This is a genomic window from Mycobacterium sp. E2989 (genome assembly GCF_001667595.1).
Lineage (GTDB): Bacteria > Actinomycetota > Actinomycetes > Mycobacteriales > Mycobacteriaceae > Mycobacterium.
In genome coordinates, this window is record NZ_LZJX01000018.1 from 81624 (window position 1) to 98308 (window position 16685).

General features: G+C 71.4%; 19 protein-coding genes. 10 read left to right on the forward strand and 9 right to left on the reverse strand.

Annotated elements, in window-relative coordinates; translation table 11 throughout:
• Positions 1 to 7: 7 nt before the first annotated feature.
• Positions 8 to 838, reverse strand: a complete 831-nt coding sequence (locus A5680_RS04440) for a GCN5 family acetyltransferase (RefSeq protein WP_067816585.1) — start codon at positions 836 to 838, stop codon at positions 8 to 10.
• Positions 838 to 1431, reverse strand: coding sequence for a peptide deformylase (locus A5680_RS04445; protein WP_067816588.1), 594 nt, complete (start codon positions 1429 to 1431; stop codon positions 838 to 840). Before A5680_RS04445 ends, A5680_RS04440 begins: the two co-directional genes overlap by 1 nt.
• Positions 1432 to 1635: 204 nt before the next feature.
• On the opposite strand from A5680_RS04445, the gene A5680_RS04450 reads away from it, so the two are divergent.
• From A5680_RS04450 to A5680_RS04480, 7 genes are read left to right on the forward strand one after another with little or no spacing between them, the layout of a single operon-like run.
• On the forward strand, positions 1636 to 1944 hold the full coding sequence (locus A5680_RS04450) for a DUF3263 domain-containing protein (protein WP_007167558.1): 309 nt from the start codon (positions 1636 to 1638) through the stop codon (positions 1942 to 1944).
• 18 nt (positions 1945 to 1962) lie between these two features.
• Complete coding sequence (locus A5680_RS04455) at positions 1963 to 2439, forward strand: LytR C-terminal domain-containing protein (RefSeq protein WP_067816591.1); 477 nt, start codon at positions 1963 to 1965, stop codon at positions 2437 to 2439.
• Positions 2440 to 2463: 24 nt separating this feature from the next.
• Positions 2464 to 3180 carry a superoxide dismutase family protein gene (locus tag A5680_RS04460; protein WP_055400617.1) on the forward strand — a complete coding sequence of 239 codons (717 nt, stop codon included), beginning with the start codon at positions 2464 to 2466 and terminating at the stop codon, positions 3178 to 3180.
• On the forward strand, positions 3170 to 4300 hold the full coding sequence (locus A5680_RS04465) for a glutamate--cysteine ligase (protein ID WP_055400619.1): 1131 nt from the start codon (positions 3170 to 3172) through the stop codon (positions 4298 to 4300). Before A5680_RS04460 ends, A5680_RS04465 begins: the two co-directional genes overlap by 11 nt.
• Positions 4300 to 4926: an LON peptidase substrate-binding domain-containing protein gene (locus A5680_RS04470; RefSeq protein WP_067816594.1), complete on the forward strand. Its 627-nt coding sequence runs from the start codon at positions 4300 to 4302 to the stop codon at positions 4924 to 4926. Before A5680_RS04465 ends, A5680_RS04470 begins: the two co-directional genes overlap by 1 nt.
• Positions 4927 to 4942: 16 nt before the next feature.
• Positions 4943 to 5965: a TIGR03617 family F420-dependent LLM class oxidoreductase gene (locus tag A5680_RS04475; protein WP_067816595.1), complete on the forward strand. Its 1023-nt coding sequence runs from the start codon at positions 4943 to 4945 to the stop codon at positions 5963 to 5965.
• Positions 5962 to 6774, forward strand: a complete 813-nt coding sequence (locus A5680_RS04480) for an enoyl-CoA hydratase/isomerase family protein (protein WP_067816598.1) — start codon at positions 5962 to 5964, stop codon at positions 6772 to 6774. The genes A5680_RS04475 and A5680_RS04480 overlap by 4 nt, the downstream gene beginning before the upstream one ends.
• On the opposite strand, the gene A5680_RS04485 is transcribed toward A5680_RS04480, so the two are convergent.
• Complete coding sequence (locus A5680_RS04485; RefSeq protein ID WP_067816601.1) at positions 6728 to 7657, reverse strand: SDR family NAD(P)-dependent oxidoreductase; 930 nt, start codon at positions 7655 to 7657, stop codon at positions 6728 to 6730. The two genes, A5680_RS04480 and A5680_RS04485, sit on opposite strands and share 47 nt — an antisense overlap.
• Positions 7654 to 8439: a DUF2867 domain-containing protein gene (locus A5680_RS04490; protein WP_067816604.1), complete on the reverse strand. Its 786-nt coding sequence runs from the start codon at positions 8437 to 8439 to the stop codon at positions 7654 to 7656. The genes A5680_RS04485 and A5680_RS04490 overlap by 4 nt, the downstream gene beginning before the upstream one ends.
• A gap of 21 nt (positions 8440 to 8460) precedes the next feature.
• Here A5680_RS04490 and A5680_RS04495 point away from each other — a divergent pair, with 21 nt between their 5' ends.
• A complete protein-coding gene (locus A5680_RS04495; RefSeq protein ID WP_067816607.1) occupies positions 8461 to 9069 on the forward strand; it encodes a TetR family transcriptional regulator in 609 nt (202 codons plus the stop codon).
• On the opposite strand, the gene A5680_RS04500 is transcribed toward A5680_RS04495, so the two are convergent.
• The 4 genes from A5680_RS04500 to glp are packed head-to-tail and all read right to left on the reverse strand — an operon-like array spanning position 9043 to position 14031.
• The gene (locus tag A5680_RS04500) at positions 9043 to 11223 is read right to left on the reverse strand and encodes an AAA family ATPase (RefSeq protein WP_067816610.1); all 2181 of its coding nucleotides are present in this window, start codon (positions 11221 to 11223) and stop codon (positions 9043 to 9045) included. The two genes, A5680_RS04495 and A5680_RS04500, sit on opposite strands and share 27 nt — an antisense overlap.
• Positions 11220 to 12083, reverse strand: coding sequence for a CDP-diacylglycerol--serine O-phosphatidyltransferase (pssA, locus tag A5680_RS04505; RefSeq protein ID WP_055400635.1), 864 nt, complete (start codon positions 12081 to 12083; stop codon positions 11220 to 11222). Before pssA ends, A5680_RS04500 begins: the two co-directional genes overlap by 4 nt.
• Complete coding sequence (locus tag A5680_RS04510) at positions 12080 to 12802, reverse strand: phosphatidylserine decarboxylase (protein WP_067816612.1); 723 nt, start codon at positions 12800 to 12802, stop codon at positions 12080 to 12082. Before A5680_RS04510 ends, pssA begins: the two co-directional genes overlap by 4 nt.
• Before the next feature lie 23 nt (positions 12803 to 12825).
• Complete coding sequence (glp, locus tag A5680_RS04515) at positions 12826 to 14031, reverse strand: gephyrin-like molybdotransferase Glp (RefSeq protein ID WP_067816616.1); 1206 nt, start codon at positions 14029 to 14031, stop codon at positions 12826 to 12828.
• 51 nt (positions 14032 to 14082) lie between these two features.
• On the opposite strand from glp, the gene A5680_RS04520 reads away from it, so the two are divergent.
• Complete coding sequence (locus A5680_RS04520; RefSeq protein WP_055400644.1) at positions 14083 to 14556, forward strand: VOC family protein; 474 nt, start codon at positions 14083 to 14085, stop codon at positions 14554 to 14556.
• Positions 14553 to 15989 (forward strand): NAD(P)/FAD-dependent oxidoreductase, encoded by a 1437-nt coding sequence (locus A5680_RS04525; protein ID WP_231977559.1) that lies wholly within the window; start codon positions 14553 to 14555, stop codon positions 15987 to 15989. The genes A5680_RS04520 and A5680_RS04525 overlap by 4 nt, the downstream gene beginning before the upstream one ends.
• Positions 15990 to 16171: 182 nt before the next feature.
• Here A5680_RS04525 and A5680_RS04530 read toward each other — a convergent pair whose 3' ends face one another.
• Positions 16172 to 16666 (reverse strand): cupin domain-containing protein, encoded by a 495-nt coding sequence (locus tag A5680_RS04530; protein ID WP_055400652.1) that lies wholly within the window; start codon positions 16664 to 16666, stop codon positions 16172 to 16174.
• Between the last annotated feature and the right edge of the window lie 19 nt (positions 16667 to 16685).

Sequence of the window (16685 nt, forward strand, 5' to 3'; positions counted from 1 at the left end):
CTCATCGCTAGACGGTATCCCAGGCGGGGGAGCGGGCCGGGAAGTAGCGGCGGCGGTGGTGCGCCCGGAAACCGAGCGCGTCGGCCAGCGCCGAGCCGCCGGCGCCGGGGACGACGAGGTAGGCGCGAGTCGCGCCGCGCCCCGCGGCCCACGCCAGCAGCGCCGCGCCGGTGGCTGCCGTCGCCGGGTCGTCACCGGCCCCGATGGCCGACAACCCCACCCAGCGCGTGCCATCGGGCGCGTCGGTCACCGCCGCGCGCGCCAGCGCCGCCCCGGAGCGGATGCCGACCGCCAGCTCGCCGCCGGCCTCGCCCGGGTGGGCCGACACGGTGCTGGCCGGGTCGGGTGCGGCCGCGGCCGAGACGTCGCGCACCAGCACGCGCTCGGTGCGTTCGGCGCTCAGCCGCGGCGGGACCGGCAACAACCGATCCGGAATCGCCAGCCGCGGTGTCAGGCCGCGCCGTTCGTACCACTCGGCGATCGCCGCAACGGTGCCGGCGTGGGCCGAAACATCCAGGGGCACGGCGTAATTGACGCCATCCCCGGCGCGCAGCAGCCAGCCGTCGAGCCAGGCCCGTTCCGTGCCGGGCGTCGCCGCGGCGGCCGCCTGCTCGAGCCCCCGGATCTGCCAGGTGCGTACCGGCGCATCGGTGAGCACCCGCAGCGCGACCACGTCGTCGGCCGCCACGCTTACCACCGCGCCCGTCTTGGTCCGAACCCGCACCTCCGGCTCGACCGCCAACAGGTGCCCCACGGCGTCGGTGAGCGGCGGGACCGAGCCGGCGGGGCGCCGGTAACGAAGCGTCACCCGCGTGCCCGGGTCCGGCCACGAGATCATCAGTGACCGAAGGGGTCCGGCCCTTCACCCGGCAGCCACGACAGGCCGGGCACGCCCCAGCCGTGCGCCTTGACGGCACGTTTGGCGCTGCGGGCGTGGCGACCGATCAGACGGTCCAGGTACAAAAAGCCGTCCAGGTGCCCGGTTTCGTGTTGCAGCATCCGCGCGAACAGCCCGGAGCCCTCGATTTCGACCGGCTTGCCGTCGGCGTCGAGACCGGTGACCCGCGCCCAGGTGGCGCGGCCGGTGGGGAACGACTCGCCGGGCACCGAGAGGCAACCCTCGTCGTCGTTGTCCGGATCGGGCATGGTCTCCGGCACGTCGGAGGTTTCCAGCACCGGGTTGACCACGACCCCGCGGCGGCGCTCGGTACGGCCGCGGTCGTCGGCGCAGTCGTAGACGAAGACGCGCAACCCGACGCCGATCTGGTTGGCCGCCAGGCCGACTCCGTGCGCGGCGTCCATGGTGTCGTACATGTCGGCGATCAACCCCGGCAGATCCGCCGGCAGCGAACCGTCGGCGCCGACGGGCACCGGCTGCGTCGGGGTGTGCAAGACCGGATCGCCGACGATCCGGATCGGTACGACTGCCATGGTCGGCTAAGCTACCGCACGCGCCCGCGCGTCGAAGCCGGCGATCTTCCAGTCGGGCAATCTGAGCCAATCGGCCGACTCGCGGGTCTGGATGACGGCTTGAGGGTTTGGGCCGTGGTTCAATATTCGCCGAAACACGCCCTCAGGTAAGTCAAGTCATCTACAGCAGCCGAGCATTCGCCGGAAGGGTCCAGGGGAAGCTATATGGACAGCGCCATGGCGCGGGCAAATCGATCGGGGGACGATGCCGAGATCGCAGATGGGCTCACCCGCCGCGAACACGACATCCTCGCCTTTGAACGTCAGTGGTGGAAATTCGCGGGCGTGAAAGAAGAAGCGATCAAGGAATTGTTCTCGATGTCGGCGACGCGGTACTACCAGGTGCTCAATGCGCTCGTCGACCGGCCGGAGGCGCTGGCCGCCGACCCCATGCTGGTGAAGCGGTTGCGGCGGCTGCGCGCCAGCCGTCAGAAGGCCCGGGCGGCGCGGCGCCTCGGCTTCGAGGTGACCTGACTCGCTACAGTGGGCTCGATGAAAGAGCGAGTCCCCGACTCCACGGGGCTGCCCCTACGGGCCATGGTGATGGTGCTGTTGTTCTTGGGCGTCATCTTCCTGCTGCTCGGATGGCAGGCGCTGGGGTCCTCCGGCAGCTCCGAGGACGATTCGGCGTCGGCGGTCTCCACGTCCACCTCCACCAGCTCGTCGGCCACGCCGACCAGCAATAAGCCCGCGGGGAACCGGTCCGACGTGCAGGTGTACAACATCTCGACGAAAGAGGGCGTCGGCGCCCGCACCAAGGATCAGCTCACGGCCGCCGGCTTCAACGTCACCAAGGTCGACAACCTGACCGTGCCCGACGTCACGGCCACCACCGTCTACTTCACCGACGCGGACGACGAGCACGCGACGGCCGACGCGGTCGGCAAAAGCCTGGGCGCGCCCGTCGAGCCGCGCATCCCCGCGCTGTCCGGCCAGCCGCCCGGGGTCATCGTCCTCGTTACGGGTTGACGCGTCAGCGGTTAGGCTTCCGCTATGCCTTCCCTCGCCGGTCACCGCAAAGCCGCCGTCACCGTTTCCGCGCTCTGCGCAGCCACTTCCGTGGCGCTTTTGAACGCGTGCTCGTCGCCCCAACACGCCTCGTCGTCACCGGGCACCACGCCGGCGGTCTGGACCGGGGCGCCGGCGCCGTCGGGCGGCGGGACCCCGGAGGGCCGCCCCGCCGCGGCGCCGGGGCAGAACATCACCACCCACCTCAGGGCGGCCGACGGCACCGAGGTCGGCACCGCGACATTCCAGTTCAACAACGGGTACGCCACCATCACGATCGAGACGACGGCCAACGGGGAGCTGACGCCCGGCTTCCACGGGGTGCACATTCACAAGGTCGGCAAGTGCGAGCCCAGCTCCGTCGCCCCGACCGGCGGCGCGCCGGGCGACTTCCTGTCCGCGGGTGGACACTTCCAGAAGCCCGGGCACACGGGCGAGCCGGCCAGCGGTGACCTGACGTCGCTTCAGGTGCGCAGGGACGGCTCCGCGATGCTGATGACCACCACCGAGGCGTTCGCCATGGAAGACCTGCTCACCGGCGAGAAGACCGCGATCATCATCCACGCCGGCGCCGACAATTTCGCCAACATCCCGCCGGAGCGCTACAGCCAGAGCAACGGAACCCCGGGTCCCGACCAGATGACGATGAGCACCGGTGACGCCGGCAAGCGGGTCGCGTGCGGTGTGATCGGTGCCGGCTAACAGGGCAACCGCGCGCATCGATTTCGCCCGTTCACCGCGGCCCACCCTCGGCGTGGAGTGGGAGTTCGCCCTCGTCGACGCGCAGACCCGCGACCTGAGCAACGAGGCCACGGCGGTGATCGCCGAGATCGGCGAAAACCCGCGCGTGCACAAGGAGTTGCTGCGCAACACGGTCGAAGTGGTCAGCGGCGTGTGCAATTCCACCGGGGAGGCGATGGAGGATTTGCGCCAAACCCTGGGGCCCGCGCACCGCATCGTCCGGGACCGTGGGATGGAGCTGTTCTGCGCCGGCGCGCACCCGTTCGGGCAGTGGACCACCCAGAAGCTCACCGACGCGCCCCGGTACGCCGAACTGATCAAGCGCACCCAATGGTGGGGACGGCAGATGCTGATCTGGGGCGTGCACGTGCACGTCGGGATCTCCTCGGCGCACAAGGTCATGCCGATCATGACGTCGCTGCTGAAGTACTACCCGCACCTGCTTGCGCTGTCGGCATCCTCGCCGTGGTGGGCCGGGGTGGACACCGGATACGCCAGCAACCGCGCGATGATGTTCCAGCAATTGCCCACCGCCGGCTTGCCGTTCCAGTTTCAGACCTGGGCGGAGTTCGAGGGTTTCGTCTACGACCAGAAGAAGACCGGCATCATCGATCACGTCGACGAAGTCCGTTGGGACATCAGGCCTTCGCCGCACCTGGGCACCATCGAGGTGCGGGTGTGCGACGGGGTGTCGAACATGCGTGAGCTGGGCGCGCTGGTGGCGTTGACGCATTGCCTGGTGGTGGACCTGGACCGCAGGCTGGAGGCCGACGAGACGCTGCCGACCATGCCGCCCTGGCACAACCAGGAGAACAAGTGGCGCGCGGCCCGCTACGGGCTGGACGCGATCATCATCCAGGACGCCGACAGCAACGAGCGGCTGGTCACCGAGGACCTCGACGAGGTGCTCAACCGGCTCGAGCCCGTCGCGAAATCGCTGAATTGCGTTGACGAACTGGCCGCGGTGGCCGAGATCCCCAGGCAGGGCGCGTCTTATCAGCGGCAGCGCCGGGTGGCCGAGGAAAACGACGGCGACCTGCGGACGGTGGTCGACGCCCTGGTGGCCGAGCTGGAGATCTGATGGAACTGGCGATGTTCCCGCTGGAGTCGGCGCTGCTGCCCGATCAGGACCTGCCGTTGCGCATCTTCGAGCCGCGCTATGGTGCGCTGGTCCGGCATTGCCTGGCCACCGGCGATCCGTTCGGCGTGGTGCTGATCTCGCGGGGACGTGAGGTCGGCGGCGGCGAATCACGTTGCGATGTCGGTGTTTTGGCCAGGATCACCGACTGCGTCGAGCACGGCGCGGGCCGGTACTCGATGCACTGCCGCACCGGGGAACGGATCCGGGTGTCGCAGTGGCTGCCCGACGAGCCCTACCCGCGCGCGACCGTGGCGGTCTGGCCCGACGAGCCGGGCGATCCGGTCACCCCGGCCCAACTGCGCGAGGTCGAGGACGCGGTGATGGCCCTGTTCGAGAGGATCGCCGACGCGCGCGGCCTGGCGCTGCCGGGCCGCGAGGCGGTCCTGGGCGACGACGCGGCCGGCGATCCCGGGGAACGCCTGTACGCGTTGGCGTCCCGCATCCCCATCGGCACCGCCGATCGATACACGGTGCTGGCGGCGCCGTCGGTCGCCGAGCGCCTGACCGCGCTGCGCGAGGCGGTGGCCGCGGTGGCCGAGGTGGTGGAGTTCCAGCTTTCCGAATAGCTCGACAGGGGAGTAGATGAAGGTACATCTGCAGGTCAACGGCTCACCGGTGGACGCGGCCTCGAGCGCGGCCGAGATCGCCGCGACGGGCGCCGACGGCCTGTTCACCTTCGAGGGCCAGCACGACGTGTTCTTCCCGCTGATCCTAGCCGCCGGCACGACCGGCCTGGAGCTGATGACCAACGTGGCGATCGCGCCGCCCCGCAGCCCGCTGCACCTGGCGCACGCCGCCTACGACCTGCAGCTCTACAGCGGGGGGCGGTTCCGGCTCGGCCTCGGCTCGCAGGTGAAGGCCCACATCGAAAAGCGTTACGGCAGTAGGTGGGAGCGGCCCGCGGCCCGAATGGCCGAGACCATTGCGGCGATCAAGGCGATCTTCGCGGCCTGGGAAGGCCGCGCCCGCTTGGACTTTCGCGGCGAATTCTTCACCCACACCATCATGGCGCCCAACTTCAATCCCGGGCCCAACCCGTTCGGACCGCCGCCGGTGCTGCTGGGGGCGCTGGGCCCGGTGATGACGCGCTCCGCCGCCGAGGTGGCCGACGGGTTGCTGGTGATGCCCTTCAACAGCGGCCGCCACTTCGCCGAACGCACCCTGCCCGCCGTGGCCGAGGGCCTGCGGCGCGCCGGGCGATCCGCCGAGGACTTCGAGATCATCGTCCAGGCCATGGTCGCCGTCGGCCGCGACGAGGCAGACCTGGTCGCCGCGAAAGCCGGTGTCGCGGGCCTCATTTCGTTCTACGGCTCGACGCCGGCCTACCTGCCCGTGCTCGAGGCCGAGGGCTGGGCCGACGTCCAGCCCGAGCTCAACGCCCTGTCCAAACAAGGCCGCTTCCCCGAGATGCGCCGGCTGATAAGCGACGAGATGGTGGCCCGGATCGGGATTGTCGGCACCCCCGAGGACTGCGCGCGGCAGATCGCCGCCCGGTTCGGCGAGCACGCCGCCGAGGTGTGCTGCTACTTCCCGGGTTACACGCCGGCCACTGCGGACGTCGCGGACCTGATCGGCGCCCTGCACCGAACCCCGGCGCTGCGATGAGCCCGGACGTGACGGTCGATGTCGACGCGGGTGTGGCGGTGCTCACGCTCAATCGGCCAGAGCAGCTCAACGCCTACACCGCCGAGATGGGCGCGCTGCTGAGTCGGGCGTACGCCGACTGCGACGGCGACGACGACGTCCGGGCCATCGTGGTGACCGGGGCCGGCCGAGCCTTCTGCGCGGGCGCGGATTTCTCCGGCGGGACAAGCCCTTTCGGCGCCCCAGGTGAGGAATTCTCGGCGTCGCCGATCACCCCGGCCGCCTTCGAGCTGCGCAAGCCGGTGATCGCCGCGGTCAACGGCCACGCGATCGGCATCGGCCTGACCATCGCCCTGCAAGCCGACCTGCGCTTCGTCGCCGACGACGCGAAATACGGTGTGGTGCAAGTCCGCCGGGGTGTGCTACCCGACTGCATGGCGCATTGGACGCTGGCGCAGTTGACCACGCTGGGGGTGGCCGCGGACATCCTGCTCACCGGGCGGACCTTCGGCGGGGCCGAGGCGGCGGCGCTCGGCATCGCGAACCGCGCGCTGCCCGCGGGGCAGGTGCTCGACCACGCGGTCGCGGTGGCCCGCGACATCGCGGTCAACGTGGCGCCGATGTCGGCGGCGCTGTGCAAGCGGCTGCTGTGGGATACCGCGATCAACAACTACACCCCGCGACAGGTCGCCGCGCTGGAAACGCAGCTGCACCACCGCGTGATGGGCACGCCCGATGCGGGCGAGGGGGTCGCGGCCTTTCTCGAGCGCCGGCCGGCGTCGTTCACGTCGCGATTGTCCCGGGAGTGGACGGCGCTGCCCGATCCGTGAGCTGCTCGGAGAGCTCCCACCACCGCGCCGCGCGCTGCCCGTCGCGGGCGTAGGGGGCCGCCCGTTCGCTGATTCGGCAGTCTTCGAGGTAGAGGCCGCCCCGGTCGGACAGCTCCGGGCTGACCGCCGCCCAAACCTGGGTGGTCGCGCCGCGCTCGGGGGTAATGACGTCGAGGGACCCGCCGGCCAGCCCGCGCAGCTGGGAGAAGTCCGCCCGCGACATGTGCCGCGCGAGCGCGGTGGCCACGGTGCCGGGATGCACGGCGTAGGCGCGGATCCCGCGATCGCGCAGCCGCCGGTCGGCCTCTTTCGCGTGCAGGATGTTCGCCGTCTTCGACGCGCCGTACGCGACGAACTTGTCGTACGGGCGGCGCTCCCAGTTGGGGTCGTCGAAGTCGACGTCGCCCAGGACGTGACCGCCGGACGACAGGTTGACGATCCGGGCCCCGCCGGCGGCGGCCAGTTGCGGGACGAGCAGCCGGGTGAGTTCGAAGTGCCCGAAATGGTTGGTGCCCAGCTGCATCTCGAAGCCGTCGCGCGTCCTGCCGAACGGGGTGAACATGACCCCGGCGTTGTTCATCAACACGTCGACGGCCGGGGCGATCTCGCGAATCGCGCCGGCCGCCGCGCGCACCGCGGCCAGCGCGGTGAGGTCGAGCCGCACCTGTGACGTGATCGCGCCGGGCACCTCGGCCGCGATCCAGCGGGCGGTCCGGTCCAACGCCTCGGCGTCGCGGGCGGCCAGGACGACATGCGCGCCGGCCGCCGCCAGCGCCCGCGCCGACTCGCGCCCCAGCCCTGAGGACGCGCCGGTGATCACACAGACCTTGCCGGACAGATCGATTCCGTCGACGATCTGCAGCGCGGTCGGGTGCTCGGTCATGCCGGTATAGGCTGCCACACCACGGCGCGGGCCATCAGCCGCGGCGCCACCACCCGATGCAGCGGACCGACGACCGCCCAGACGGCTCGAGCGGTGAGCCGGCGGCGGTAACGCACGCGGGTGGTTAGGGCGGCCCGCCGATCGTCCTCGCGGCGCAGCGTCAGCTCGCCATCCATCAGCGGCCCCCGCGCGCGCAGCACGAGTTCGTCGTGCTCCGACCGCACGATCGTCCAGCCGATCGGGTGATCGGGCGACGAGCCCGGGCCGAGGTCGAACCTCAGCACGTGGCGGTGGATCCACAGCACGACGCCCCCGCCCGGGGCGCGCCCCAGGGCGTCCCGGAACATCTGCTCGGCGCCGCGCGAATCCCCTTGCGGGAGCGGCACTTCGAACACGTCGGTGTAGTCGGCCCGCTCGGCGGCCGCCGCGATGCGTTTCAGCGTCCGGCGGACCACCACGCGGTGCCCACCGCTGCCGATGACCAGCCCCCGGTAGATCGTCCCGTGCGGACCCGGGAAGGCCGCCCAGGTGGCCGCGCGCACCCGGGTGCCGCCCGCCGGATCGTCGTCCAGCTCGAACACCCAGCGGTACACCGCGAACGGGTGCCGGCCCTTCAGCGCGAACCGCGCCGGCGGCCGCGCCTCGTCCAGCGCGAAGCCGGGCGGCACGGTCGACGGGTCGCCCGGGTCCCGGCACAGCACCCGCAGCAGCGCGGACCACGTGTCCGCGCGCTCCGCGTCGACGGTTATGGCATGCTCATCGATATAGGGTAATCGTTCCATATAGAAGGACTGTACTAGATCATGGCCCCTCCGCGGAAGCATGAAACCGATGTGATCCTCGACGCAGCCCGGGCGCTGGTGCTCGACGGCGGCCCGCGCGCGGCCAGCGTCGCGGCGATTGCCAAGGCCAGCGGGGCCCCGGCGGGCACGCTGTATCACCGGTTCGGCAACCGGGACGGCATCCTGACCGCGGCGTGGCTGCGCGCGCTCGAACGCTTCCAGGCGCGGGCGCTGGCCGCGGACGCCGCGACGGCGGCGGACACCGCCATGGAAACGGCGATAGCGATGGCGGTGTCGGCCGTCAGATTCGCGCGGGAACTGCCCGAGGACGCCCGGCTGTTGCTGACGATCCGGCCCGGCGACCTGCTCGACGACGAGCCCGACGCCTCATTCCGGGAGACGCTGGCCGCGATGAACGCCCCGTTGACCGAGCGCCTCGCGGTGCTGGCGCGGCGGCTGTACGGGAACAGCAGGCCGCGGTCGGTGGACGCCGTCGCGCGAGCGGTCGCGGACCTGCCCTACGCCGTGGTGCGGCGCCACGCCCACGACGACCCGATGCCGTCCTGGCTGGAAAAAGACGTCGCGGCCTCGGCGCTGGCCGTGCTACGGAGCTTTGGCGAAGGCCCGTAGCGACTCCACCTGCATGGGATCCAATGAGGGGCGCACGATTTGGCGCGCCGCGGCGATGTCGGCGGCCGTCACGTCGGTGGCGTCGATGGACCGCCGCATCGCGGTCAGGGCCGCCTCCCGCAGCAGCGCCACGCAGTCGGCGGCGCTGTAGCCGTCGAGCCCGGCGGCCACCTCGTCCAGGTCGACGTCGCCGCTCAGTGGCACGGATTTGCCTGCGGTGCGCAGTATTTCGCGGCGCGCGGCGGCGTCGGGCGGTTCGATGAACACGCGCCGCTCGAGGCGACCCGGGCGCAGCAGCGCCGGGTCGATCAGGTCCGGCCGGTTGGTGGCGCCCAGCACGACGACGTCGCGCAGCGGGTTGACGCCGTCGAGCTCCGTGAGCAGCGCGGCCACCACCCGGTCGGTGACGCCCGAGTCGAAGCTCTGCCCACGCCGGGGCGCCAGCGCGTCGATCTCGTCGAGGAACACCAGCGACGGGGCGGAGTCGCGGGCGCGCCGAAACAGTTCGCGGACGGCCTTTTCCGAGCTGCCCACCCACTTGTCCATCAGCTCGGATCCCTTGACCGCATGCACGGACAGCTGACCGGTGCTGGCCAGCGCCCGCACCACGAAGGTCTTTCCGCAGCCGGGCGGCCCGTACAGCAGCACCCCGCGTGGCGGGTCGACACCCAACCGGGCGAAGGTGTCCGGGTGCTGCAGCGGCCACAACACGGCCTCGGTCAACGACTGCCGGGCCTCGGCCATGTCGCCGACGTCGTCGAGGGTGACGTTCCCGACGGCCACTTCCTCGCTGGCGGAACGGGATAGCGGCCGGATGACCGTCAAGGCACCGACGAGGTCCTCCTGGTTCAGCTCCGGCGGCCGGCCGTCGGAGCTGGCCCGCGACGCCGCGCGCAGCGCCGCCTCGCGCAGCAGCGCGGCCAGGTCGGCCACCACGAAACCCGGTGTGCGCGCGGCGATCTCATCGAGATCGAGCGCTCCGGCGGGCACGGATTTCAGCAGCGACTCCAGCAGCGCCTTGCGGGTCCCGGCGTCGGGCAGCGGCAGGCTCAGCTCCCGGTCGCACAGGTCCGGCGCGCGCAGCCGGGCGTCGAGCTGGTCGGGCCGCGCGGAGGTGGCGATCAGGGCGACGCCCTCGGTGGCCACCGCGGCGCGCAGCTCGCCCAGGATCAGGGCGGCCACCGGCTCGGGGGTGGCCGGCAGCAGCGCGTCCACGTCGGTGATCAACAGGACGCCGCCGCCGTCGCGGACGGCCCGCACCGCCGAGGCGACGACCTTGAGCCGGTCTTCCGGCGCCAGCGCGCCCACCTCCGGACCATCCAGGTTCACCAGCCGGCGGCCCGCGCACACCGCGCGCACCAGCGTCACCTTGCCGACGCCGGCCGGGCCCGACACCAGCACGCCGAGGTTGGCGCCGGCGCCCAGGGTCTTGAGCAGGTGCGGCTCGTCGAGCGCGAGCTTGAGCCATTCGGTGAGCTTGGCGGCCTGCGGCTGCGAGCCTTTGAGTTCCTCGACGACCGTGTCCGGCGTGGTCACCTCGATCGATACGGGCGACGACGCCCCGGCGCCCGACGGAACGCCCACGCCCCAGGAGACCAGCGAATTCGGTTGCACGCTAACGGGTCCCTGCGGATCCACGCCGGTGACGGTCAACAGCTCCGAGGTCCAGCTGATGCCGACCGAGGCGGCCAGCGCGCGGGCAGCGGCCGACGTCGAGAACGGCGGCCCCAGGTCGCGGGGCAGCAGCGAGACGGCGTCGCCGACGGTCAGGACCTTGCCGAGCAGGGCCTGCCGCAGGGTGACCGGGGCGATCGACTGGCTGGCCAGCGACGAGCCGGACAGCGTCACCGACCGGGCGCCGTAGACGGTGACCGCGCCGACGATCACGGCGGTGCCCTCGCGCAGCCCGGCGTTGGACAGCGTCACGTCGTCGAGCAGCACGGTGCTCACCGGTGTGTCCGCTCCGGCCAGGCCGGCCACCGCCGCGGTCGTCCGCGACCCGGTCAGCGCCACCGCGTCCCACTCCCGAATGCCAAGCGCCGCAATGGCGCTCGGATGCAAGCGGACCACCCCGCGGCGCGAGTCCACGGCGGAGGTGTTCAACCGCGCGGTGAGCGTGAGCTGACGGGGCGCATCCTCGCCCGGCCGGCTCATGGCAGGCGCCCACCCGGCTTGCGCAGGCCGAGCCGCGCCATGGACCGGCGGTTCGGCTGCGCCCGGCGGATCGCGCGTCGCGCGGCGCGGCGCTGCCTGGGTTCCTCGGACCACGCCTCGGGGTGCGCGGCCAGCCAGCGCTGGTTGCGGACCGCGAACGGCACGTGGCACAGGTAGGCGATGATGATCACCCAGATCAGGACGTAGGGCGCCAGCACCGCCGCGGCCGCGCAGATCGCCAGCAGCGCCAGCAGCGGCGCCGCCCAGCTCGGGGGCACCGCCGCGGCGTGCATCTTGCGCATCGGGATCTTGCTGATCATCAACATCGACGTCCCGGTGATCCAGATGCACAGGAACGTCGTCGACGTCCACCAGCCCTCACCGAACTGCAGCTTGAGCCCGATCAGCCCGATCATCGACACCGCGCCCGCCGGCGCCGGCATGCCGACGAAGAACTCGTGGGTGTAGGCGGGCTGGCTGCCGTCGTTCTGCAGTGCGTTGTAGCGCGCCAGCCGCAACACCACGCAGACGGCGTAGAGCAGGATCACCACCCAGCCGGCCGGCGACTTGGTCAGCATCGTCACGTAGAGCACGATCGCCGGTGTCACGCCGAAGTTCACCGCGTCGGCCAGCGAGTCGATCTCCTCGCCCATCCGCGACTGGGCGTCCAGGATGCGCGCCACCCGCCCGTCCAGCCCGTCGAGGATGGCGGCCGCGGCGATCAACGCCATCGCCGCCTTCGGCTGGTGCTCGAGGGCGAAGCGGATCGAGGTCAGGCCCGCGCAGATGGACAGCACCGTCATCGCGCTGGGCAGGATCTGCAGGTTGACCGACGGCCTGCCGCGCGGCTTGCTGATCATGACAGCTCGGCCAGCACGGTCTCGCCCGCGATCGCCCGCTGTCCCTCAAAGACCAACGGTTCGGCGCCCGGCGGCAGGTAGGTGTCGAGCCGGGAGCCGAACCGGATCAGCCCGTAGGTGTCGCCGATGGTGAGCTTGTCCCCGACGCGGGCGTCGCAAATGATGCGCCGCGCCAGCAGCCCCGCGACCTGCACCGCCACCACCTCCGCGCCCGCGGGCGTCCGGATCCGCAGGCTGGTGCGCTCGTTTTCGGTGCTGGCCGACGCCAGATCGGCCGAGCCGAACCGGCCGGGCCGGTGCTGCATGGCGATCACCTCGCCGGTCACCGGCGCGCGCTGCACGTGGGCGTCCAGCAGTGACAGGAAGATACTCACCCGCGGCAACGGCGCGTCACCCATGCCGAGTTCGGCGGGCGGGGCGGCGGAATCGATCACGCAGACCACCCCGTCGGCGGGGGCCACGATCGCGCCCGGCCGGGCCGGCGGCACCCGGGGCGGGTGGCGGAAGAAGCCGGCACACGCGCCCGCCGCCAGCAGGCCGGCCCGCCGAATCCACCGGTGCTTGCGGCCGGCCAGCGCCACCGCCAGCCCGCCCGCGATGAACGGGCGGCCGGCCGGGTGGACCGGCGGAACGGTTGCCCGCACCAACTCCAACGCGTGCTGCGGGCTGAACGTTGGCTCCTCGGCCGTGGGGCCGATTGGGCGGGGGCGTCGTGCCACGCGGCCATCTTACGAAAGCTTGGCTAGCTCAGATCCCAGACCTGCAGCTCGGTGCCCTCCGGCACCTCGACGACGTCCTCGGGGATGTCCAGCAGGGCGTTCGCGGACGCCAGCCACCGCAGGTGGTGCGAGGCCGGCGGGCCGTAACTGGTGACCGTGGCGGCGGCGCGGTCCAGCACCGCGCGGCGGAACTGCCGCTTGCCCCGCGGCGAGGTCAACGACTCGGTGAGCACCGCGGCCCGGTGCGGGCGGTCCGCGTCCGGCAGGCCCATCGCGCGGCGCAGCGCGGGCCGGATGAACACCTCGAAGGACACCAGGGCGCTGACCGGGTTACCGGGCAGCGTGACGATCGTCGCGCCGGCCACCCGGCCGATGCCCTGCGGCATGCCGGGCTGCATCGCGACCTTGACGAACTCGACGCCCTGGTCACCCTCGCGGCCGAAGGCGTCCTTGACCACCTCGTAGGCGCCGGCGCTGACCCCACCGCTGGTGATGATCAGGTCCGCCTCGCCGGCGTACTCATCGATGAGCGAACTGAACTGTGCGACATCGTCTTCGGCGGTCGCCACCGCGATCACGTCGGCCCCGGCGTCGCGGACCGCGCCGGCCAGCATGATCGAATTCGACTCGTAGATCTGCCCCGGCCGCAGCGGATCGCCCGGCGTCACCAGCTCCGAGCCCGTCGATATCACCAGCACCCGCTGGCGCGGCAGCACCGGCAGCTCGGCCATTCCCAGCGCCGCCGCCAGGCCGAGCACGGCCGGCGTCACCACCTGGCCGCGCCGCAGCACCGTGGTGCCGGGGGCGACGTCCTCGCCCGCGCGCCGGATGTGCTTGCCGGGCTCGCGCGGCGCGCGAATCGACACCACGTCAACCCCGCCGTCGGTGTCCTCGACCGGCACCACGGCCGTCGCCCCGGCCGGCAGCGGCGCGCCGGTCATGATGCGGTGCGCGGTATTCGGTTGCAGCGTCAACTCGTCGGTGCGCCCGGCGGGAATGTCCTCGGCGACCTCGAGCACCACCGGGTGCTCGGGCGTGGCGCCGGAGGTGTCCTCGGCGCGCACCGCGTAGCCGTCCATCGCGGAGTTGTCGAAGACCGGCAGCGCCAGCCGGGCGACCACGTCGTCGGCCAGGACCAGGCCCTGCGCCGCCGCCAGCACCGCGGTGGCCGCCGGCCGGGGACGGATCAGTTCGGCGACGACGCGCTGATGTTCTTGGACCGACCGCACCCGGCCATTATCGGCCCGCCGAATTGCGCAGGCCGACGTAGAGTCGAGAACGTGATTACCGGGATGGCCCACACCGGGGTGTGTGTTCCGGACTGCGAGGCCGCCGTGGCCTTCTATCGCGACGTGTTGGGCCTGCGTGTGCTTTCGCCGCCGTATGTCATGAGCGGTAACGCCATTCGCGACGACATGGGTGAGCTGGTGGCCGATCCCAGCATGAAGGCGGCCATCGTGGGGTTCGGCGACGACGGCGATCGCGTGCTCGAGGTCATCGAATACCTGAACGTCGGCGGCGGCAGTGCTGGTCGGGCCCTGACCGATCACGGCCTGTCGCACGTCGGGCTGATCTGTTCCGACCTCGACGCCACCCGGGCGGAGTTGGAGAGCAAGGGCGTGCGGTTTCTGGTCAACGGCATCGCGGAGGTGGCCGGGGTCCGCACCACCTGGTTTGTCGACCCCTGGGGCGTGGTGTTCATCCTGGTGGAGAAGAGCCGCCCGCAGCGCCCGTACTACGCGCAATGGGGATGAAGCCGACCGTCGGGATCATCGGCGCGGGCGCCGGTGGCATCGCCATGGGCATCCAGCTGGCCGAGGCCGGCCACGAGTTCACCATCTTCGACCGGGCCGACGGGTTCGGCGGAACGTGGCGGCACAACACCTTTCCCGGCGCGGCGTGCGACGTCCCGTCGCACCTGTACTCGTATTCCTTCGCGCCCAACCCGCGGTGGAGCAAGACGTACGCCAACCAGCCCGAGATCTTGGCCTACCTCGAGAAGGTGGCCGCCGGTTACGGGCTGGGCGCGCGCCTGCGGGCCAACACCGCGGTGGCGACCGCCCGGTGGTCGGACACCCGGCGTCGTTGGATCCTGGTCGACGGCGACGGTGGTGAACACGAGTTCAACGCCGTGGTCAGCGCCGTCGGGATGCTCGACGTGCCCTACATTCCGGACATCCCCGGGGCGAACCGATTCCGGGGCCGCCAATTCCATTCGGCGCGTTGGGATCACAGCAAGTCCACGGCCGGCGAGCGGGTGGCGTCCATCGGCACGGGCGCCAGCGCCATCCAGTACGTCCCCGCGATCGCGCGAGAAACCGCGCACCTCACCGTTTTTCAGCGCACCCCGATCTGGATCGCACCGCGGTTCGACTTCCCGTTCACGCCCGAGCAGCACGAGCTGTTCGAACGCCATCCCGAGATGGCGCAGAAGCTGCGCGACGAGGCGTTCGACGCCTACGAGTCGGCCAGCTTCGACGTCGACGCCGACCAGACGCGCGAGGCGACCGAGCTGGCCCGCAGTTACCTCATGCGCAAGGTGACCGACCCCGAGCTGCGGGCCAAGCTGACGCCCGACTATCCGGCCGGCTGCAAGCGGCCGCTGATGTCACGCGACTGGTACCCCACCTTCGCGCTGCCCAACGTCTCCCTGGAGACGACCGCCATCGCCGAGCTGACCGAACGCGGGGTGCGCACCGTCGACGGCGTCGAGCACCGCGTCGACACCGTCATCTACGGCACCGGGTTCACCGCGGCCGACTATCTGGCCAGCATCGACGTGTACGGGACGGGCGGCCGCCGCCTCGCGGAGGATTGGCGCGGCGGCGCCGAGGCGTACCTGGGCACGCTGGTGGCCGGCTACCCCAACTTCTTCACGCTGTACGGCCCCAACACCAACGGCGTCAACTCCATCATCTACATCCACGAGGCGCAGACCACCTTCGTCCGGCACATTCTCGACGCGATGCACGCCCGCGGCGCGCACACCGTGGAGGTGACACCAGACGCGCAGCGCCGCTACAACGACGAGGTACAGGCCGCGATGGCGGGCAAGGTGTGGCTGGCCTGCAGCAATTACTTTCGGCATCCCAGCGGGAAGGTGGTCACCCAATTGCCTTACAGCGGGCGGACTTTCTTCGAGCGCACCCGCGAGCTGGTCGAGGCCGACTACCGCTTCGGTCGGTGACTGGTCGGCGGCCTCAGCCGCCGCCCGCGCACCCTGGCCGACGCGGTCGGCACCGGCCGCAGGCCCGGCCGGCGGGGCCGCTTGACCCGCTCGGCGGTTCTGATCGGCGCGCTGAACGCCGTCTCGACCTTCATTCGCAACCATGCCGCGGCGCGCTTCGACCTGACCTGCACCGCCAAACCCTACTGGATCCAGTAGTTGTCGTGGCGGATGAACCACTCCCGGCGCTCGTCGTCGGTCATGTCGGCCAGCGCCCCGAACCCCTCGAAGTAGGCCTCGCGGGGCGCACCGGGCGCGAACAACATCAGGACCGACGCCGGCTGGTCGGCCTCGTTGCGGAAGCCGTGCACGCCGCCGGGCGGGACGTAGAGGAAATCGCCCGGATGCCCGTCGACCCACTCGTTGCCGTCGAAGAGCTTCATCGTCCCGGACAGCACGAAGAAGGCCTCGGACATGGCCCGGTGGAAGTGGGCGGGGGGACCGCCGCCGGCCGGGGCGATGTCGACCCGGTACAGGCCGTAGTCGCCGTCGGTGGCCTGCTGGTTGGCCAGGTAGTGGTACTTGGTCCCGAACGTTTCGTAGTCGGGCGGCGCGTCAGCGCGCTTGAGCCAGGCGCTGATCTCCGGCTCGTCCTTGGTGTATCGGGGCGGGGGATAGGGCGGGACGACGAGCGACATGCCTCCAGTGTGGCGCGCC

Coding starts and splice junctions, on each gene's coding strand:
- A5680_RS04440 (WP_067816585.1), bottom strand. CDS start 838: ATGATCTCGTGGCCGGACCCGGGCACGCGGGTGACGCTTCGTTACCGG.
- A5680_RS04445 (WP_067816588.1), bottom strand. CDS start 1,431: ATGGCAGTCGTACCGATCCGGATCGTCGGCGATCCGGTCTTGCACACC.
- A5680_RS04450 (WP_007167558.1), top strand. CDS start 1,636: ATGGACAGCGCCATGGCGCGGGCAAATCGATCGGGGGACGATGCCGAG.
- A5680_RS04455 (WP_067816591.1), top strand. CDS start 1,963: ATGAAAGAGCGAGTCCCCGACTCCACGGGGCTGCCCCTACGGGCCATG.
- A5680_RS04460 (WP_055400617.1), top strand. CDS start 2,464: ATGCCTTCCCTCGCCGGTCACCGCAAAGCCGCCGTCACCGTTTCCGCG.
- A5680_RS04470 (WP_067816594.1), top strand. CDS start 4,300: ATGGAACTGGCGATGTTCCCGCTGGAGTCGGCGCTGCTGCCCGATCAG.
- A5680_RS04475 (WP_067816595.1), top strand. CDS start 4,943: ATGAAGGTACATCTGCAGGTCAACGGCTCACCGGTGGACGCGGCCTCG.
- A5680_RS04480 (WP_067816598.1), top strand. CDS start 5,962: ATGAGCCCGGACGTGACGGTCGATGTCGACGCGGGTGTGGCGGTGCTC.
- A5680_RS04485 (WP_067816601.1), bottom strand. CDS start 7,657: ATGACCGAGCACCCGACCGCGCTGCAGATCGTCGACGGAATCGATCTG.
- A5680_RS04490 (WP_067816604.1), bottom strand. CDS start 8,439: ATGGAACGATTACCCTATATCGATGAGCATGCCATAACCGTCGACGCG.
- A5680_RS04495 (WP_067816607.1), top strand. CDS start 8,461: ATGGCCCCTCCGCGGAAGCATGAAACCGATGTGATCCTCGACGCAGCC.
- A5680_RS04500 (WP_067816610.1), bottom strand. CDS start 11,223: ATGAGCCGGCCGGGCGAGGATGCGCCCCGTCAGCTCACGCTCACCGCG.
- pssA (WP_055400635.1), bottom strand. CDS start 12,083: ATGATCAGCAAGCCGCGCGGCAGGCCGTCGGTCAACCTGCAGATCCTG.
- A5680_RS04525 (WP_231977559.1), top strand. CDS start 14,553: ATGAAGCCGACCGTCGGGATCATCGGCGCGGGCGCCGGTGGCATCGCC.
- A5680_RS04530 (WP_055400652.1), bottom strand. CDS start 16,666: ATGTCGCTCGTCGTCCCGCCCTATCCCCCGCCCCGATACACCAAGGAC.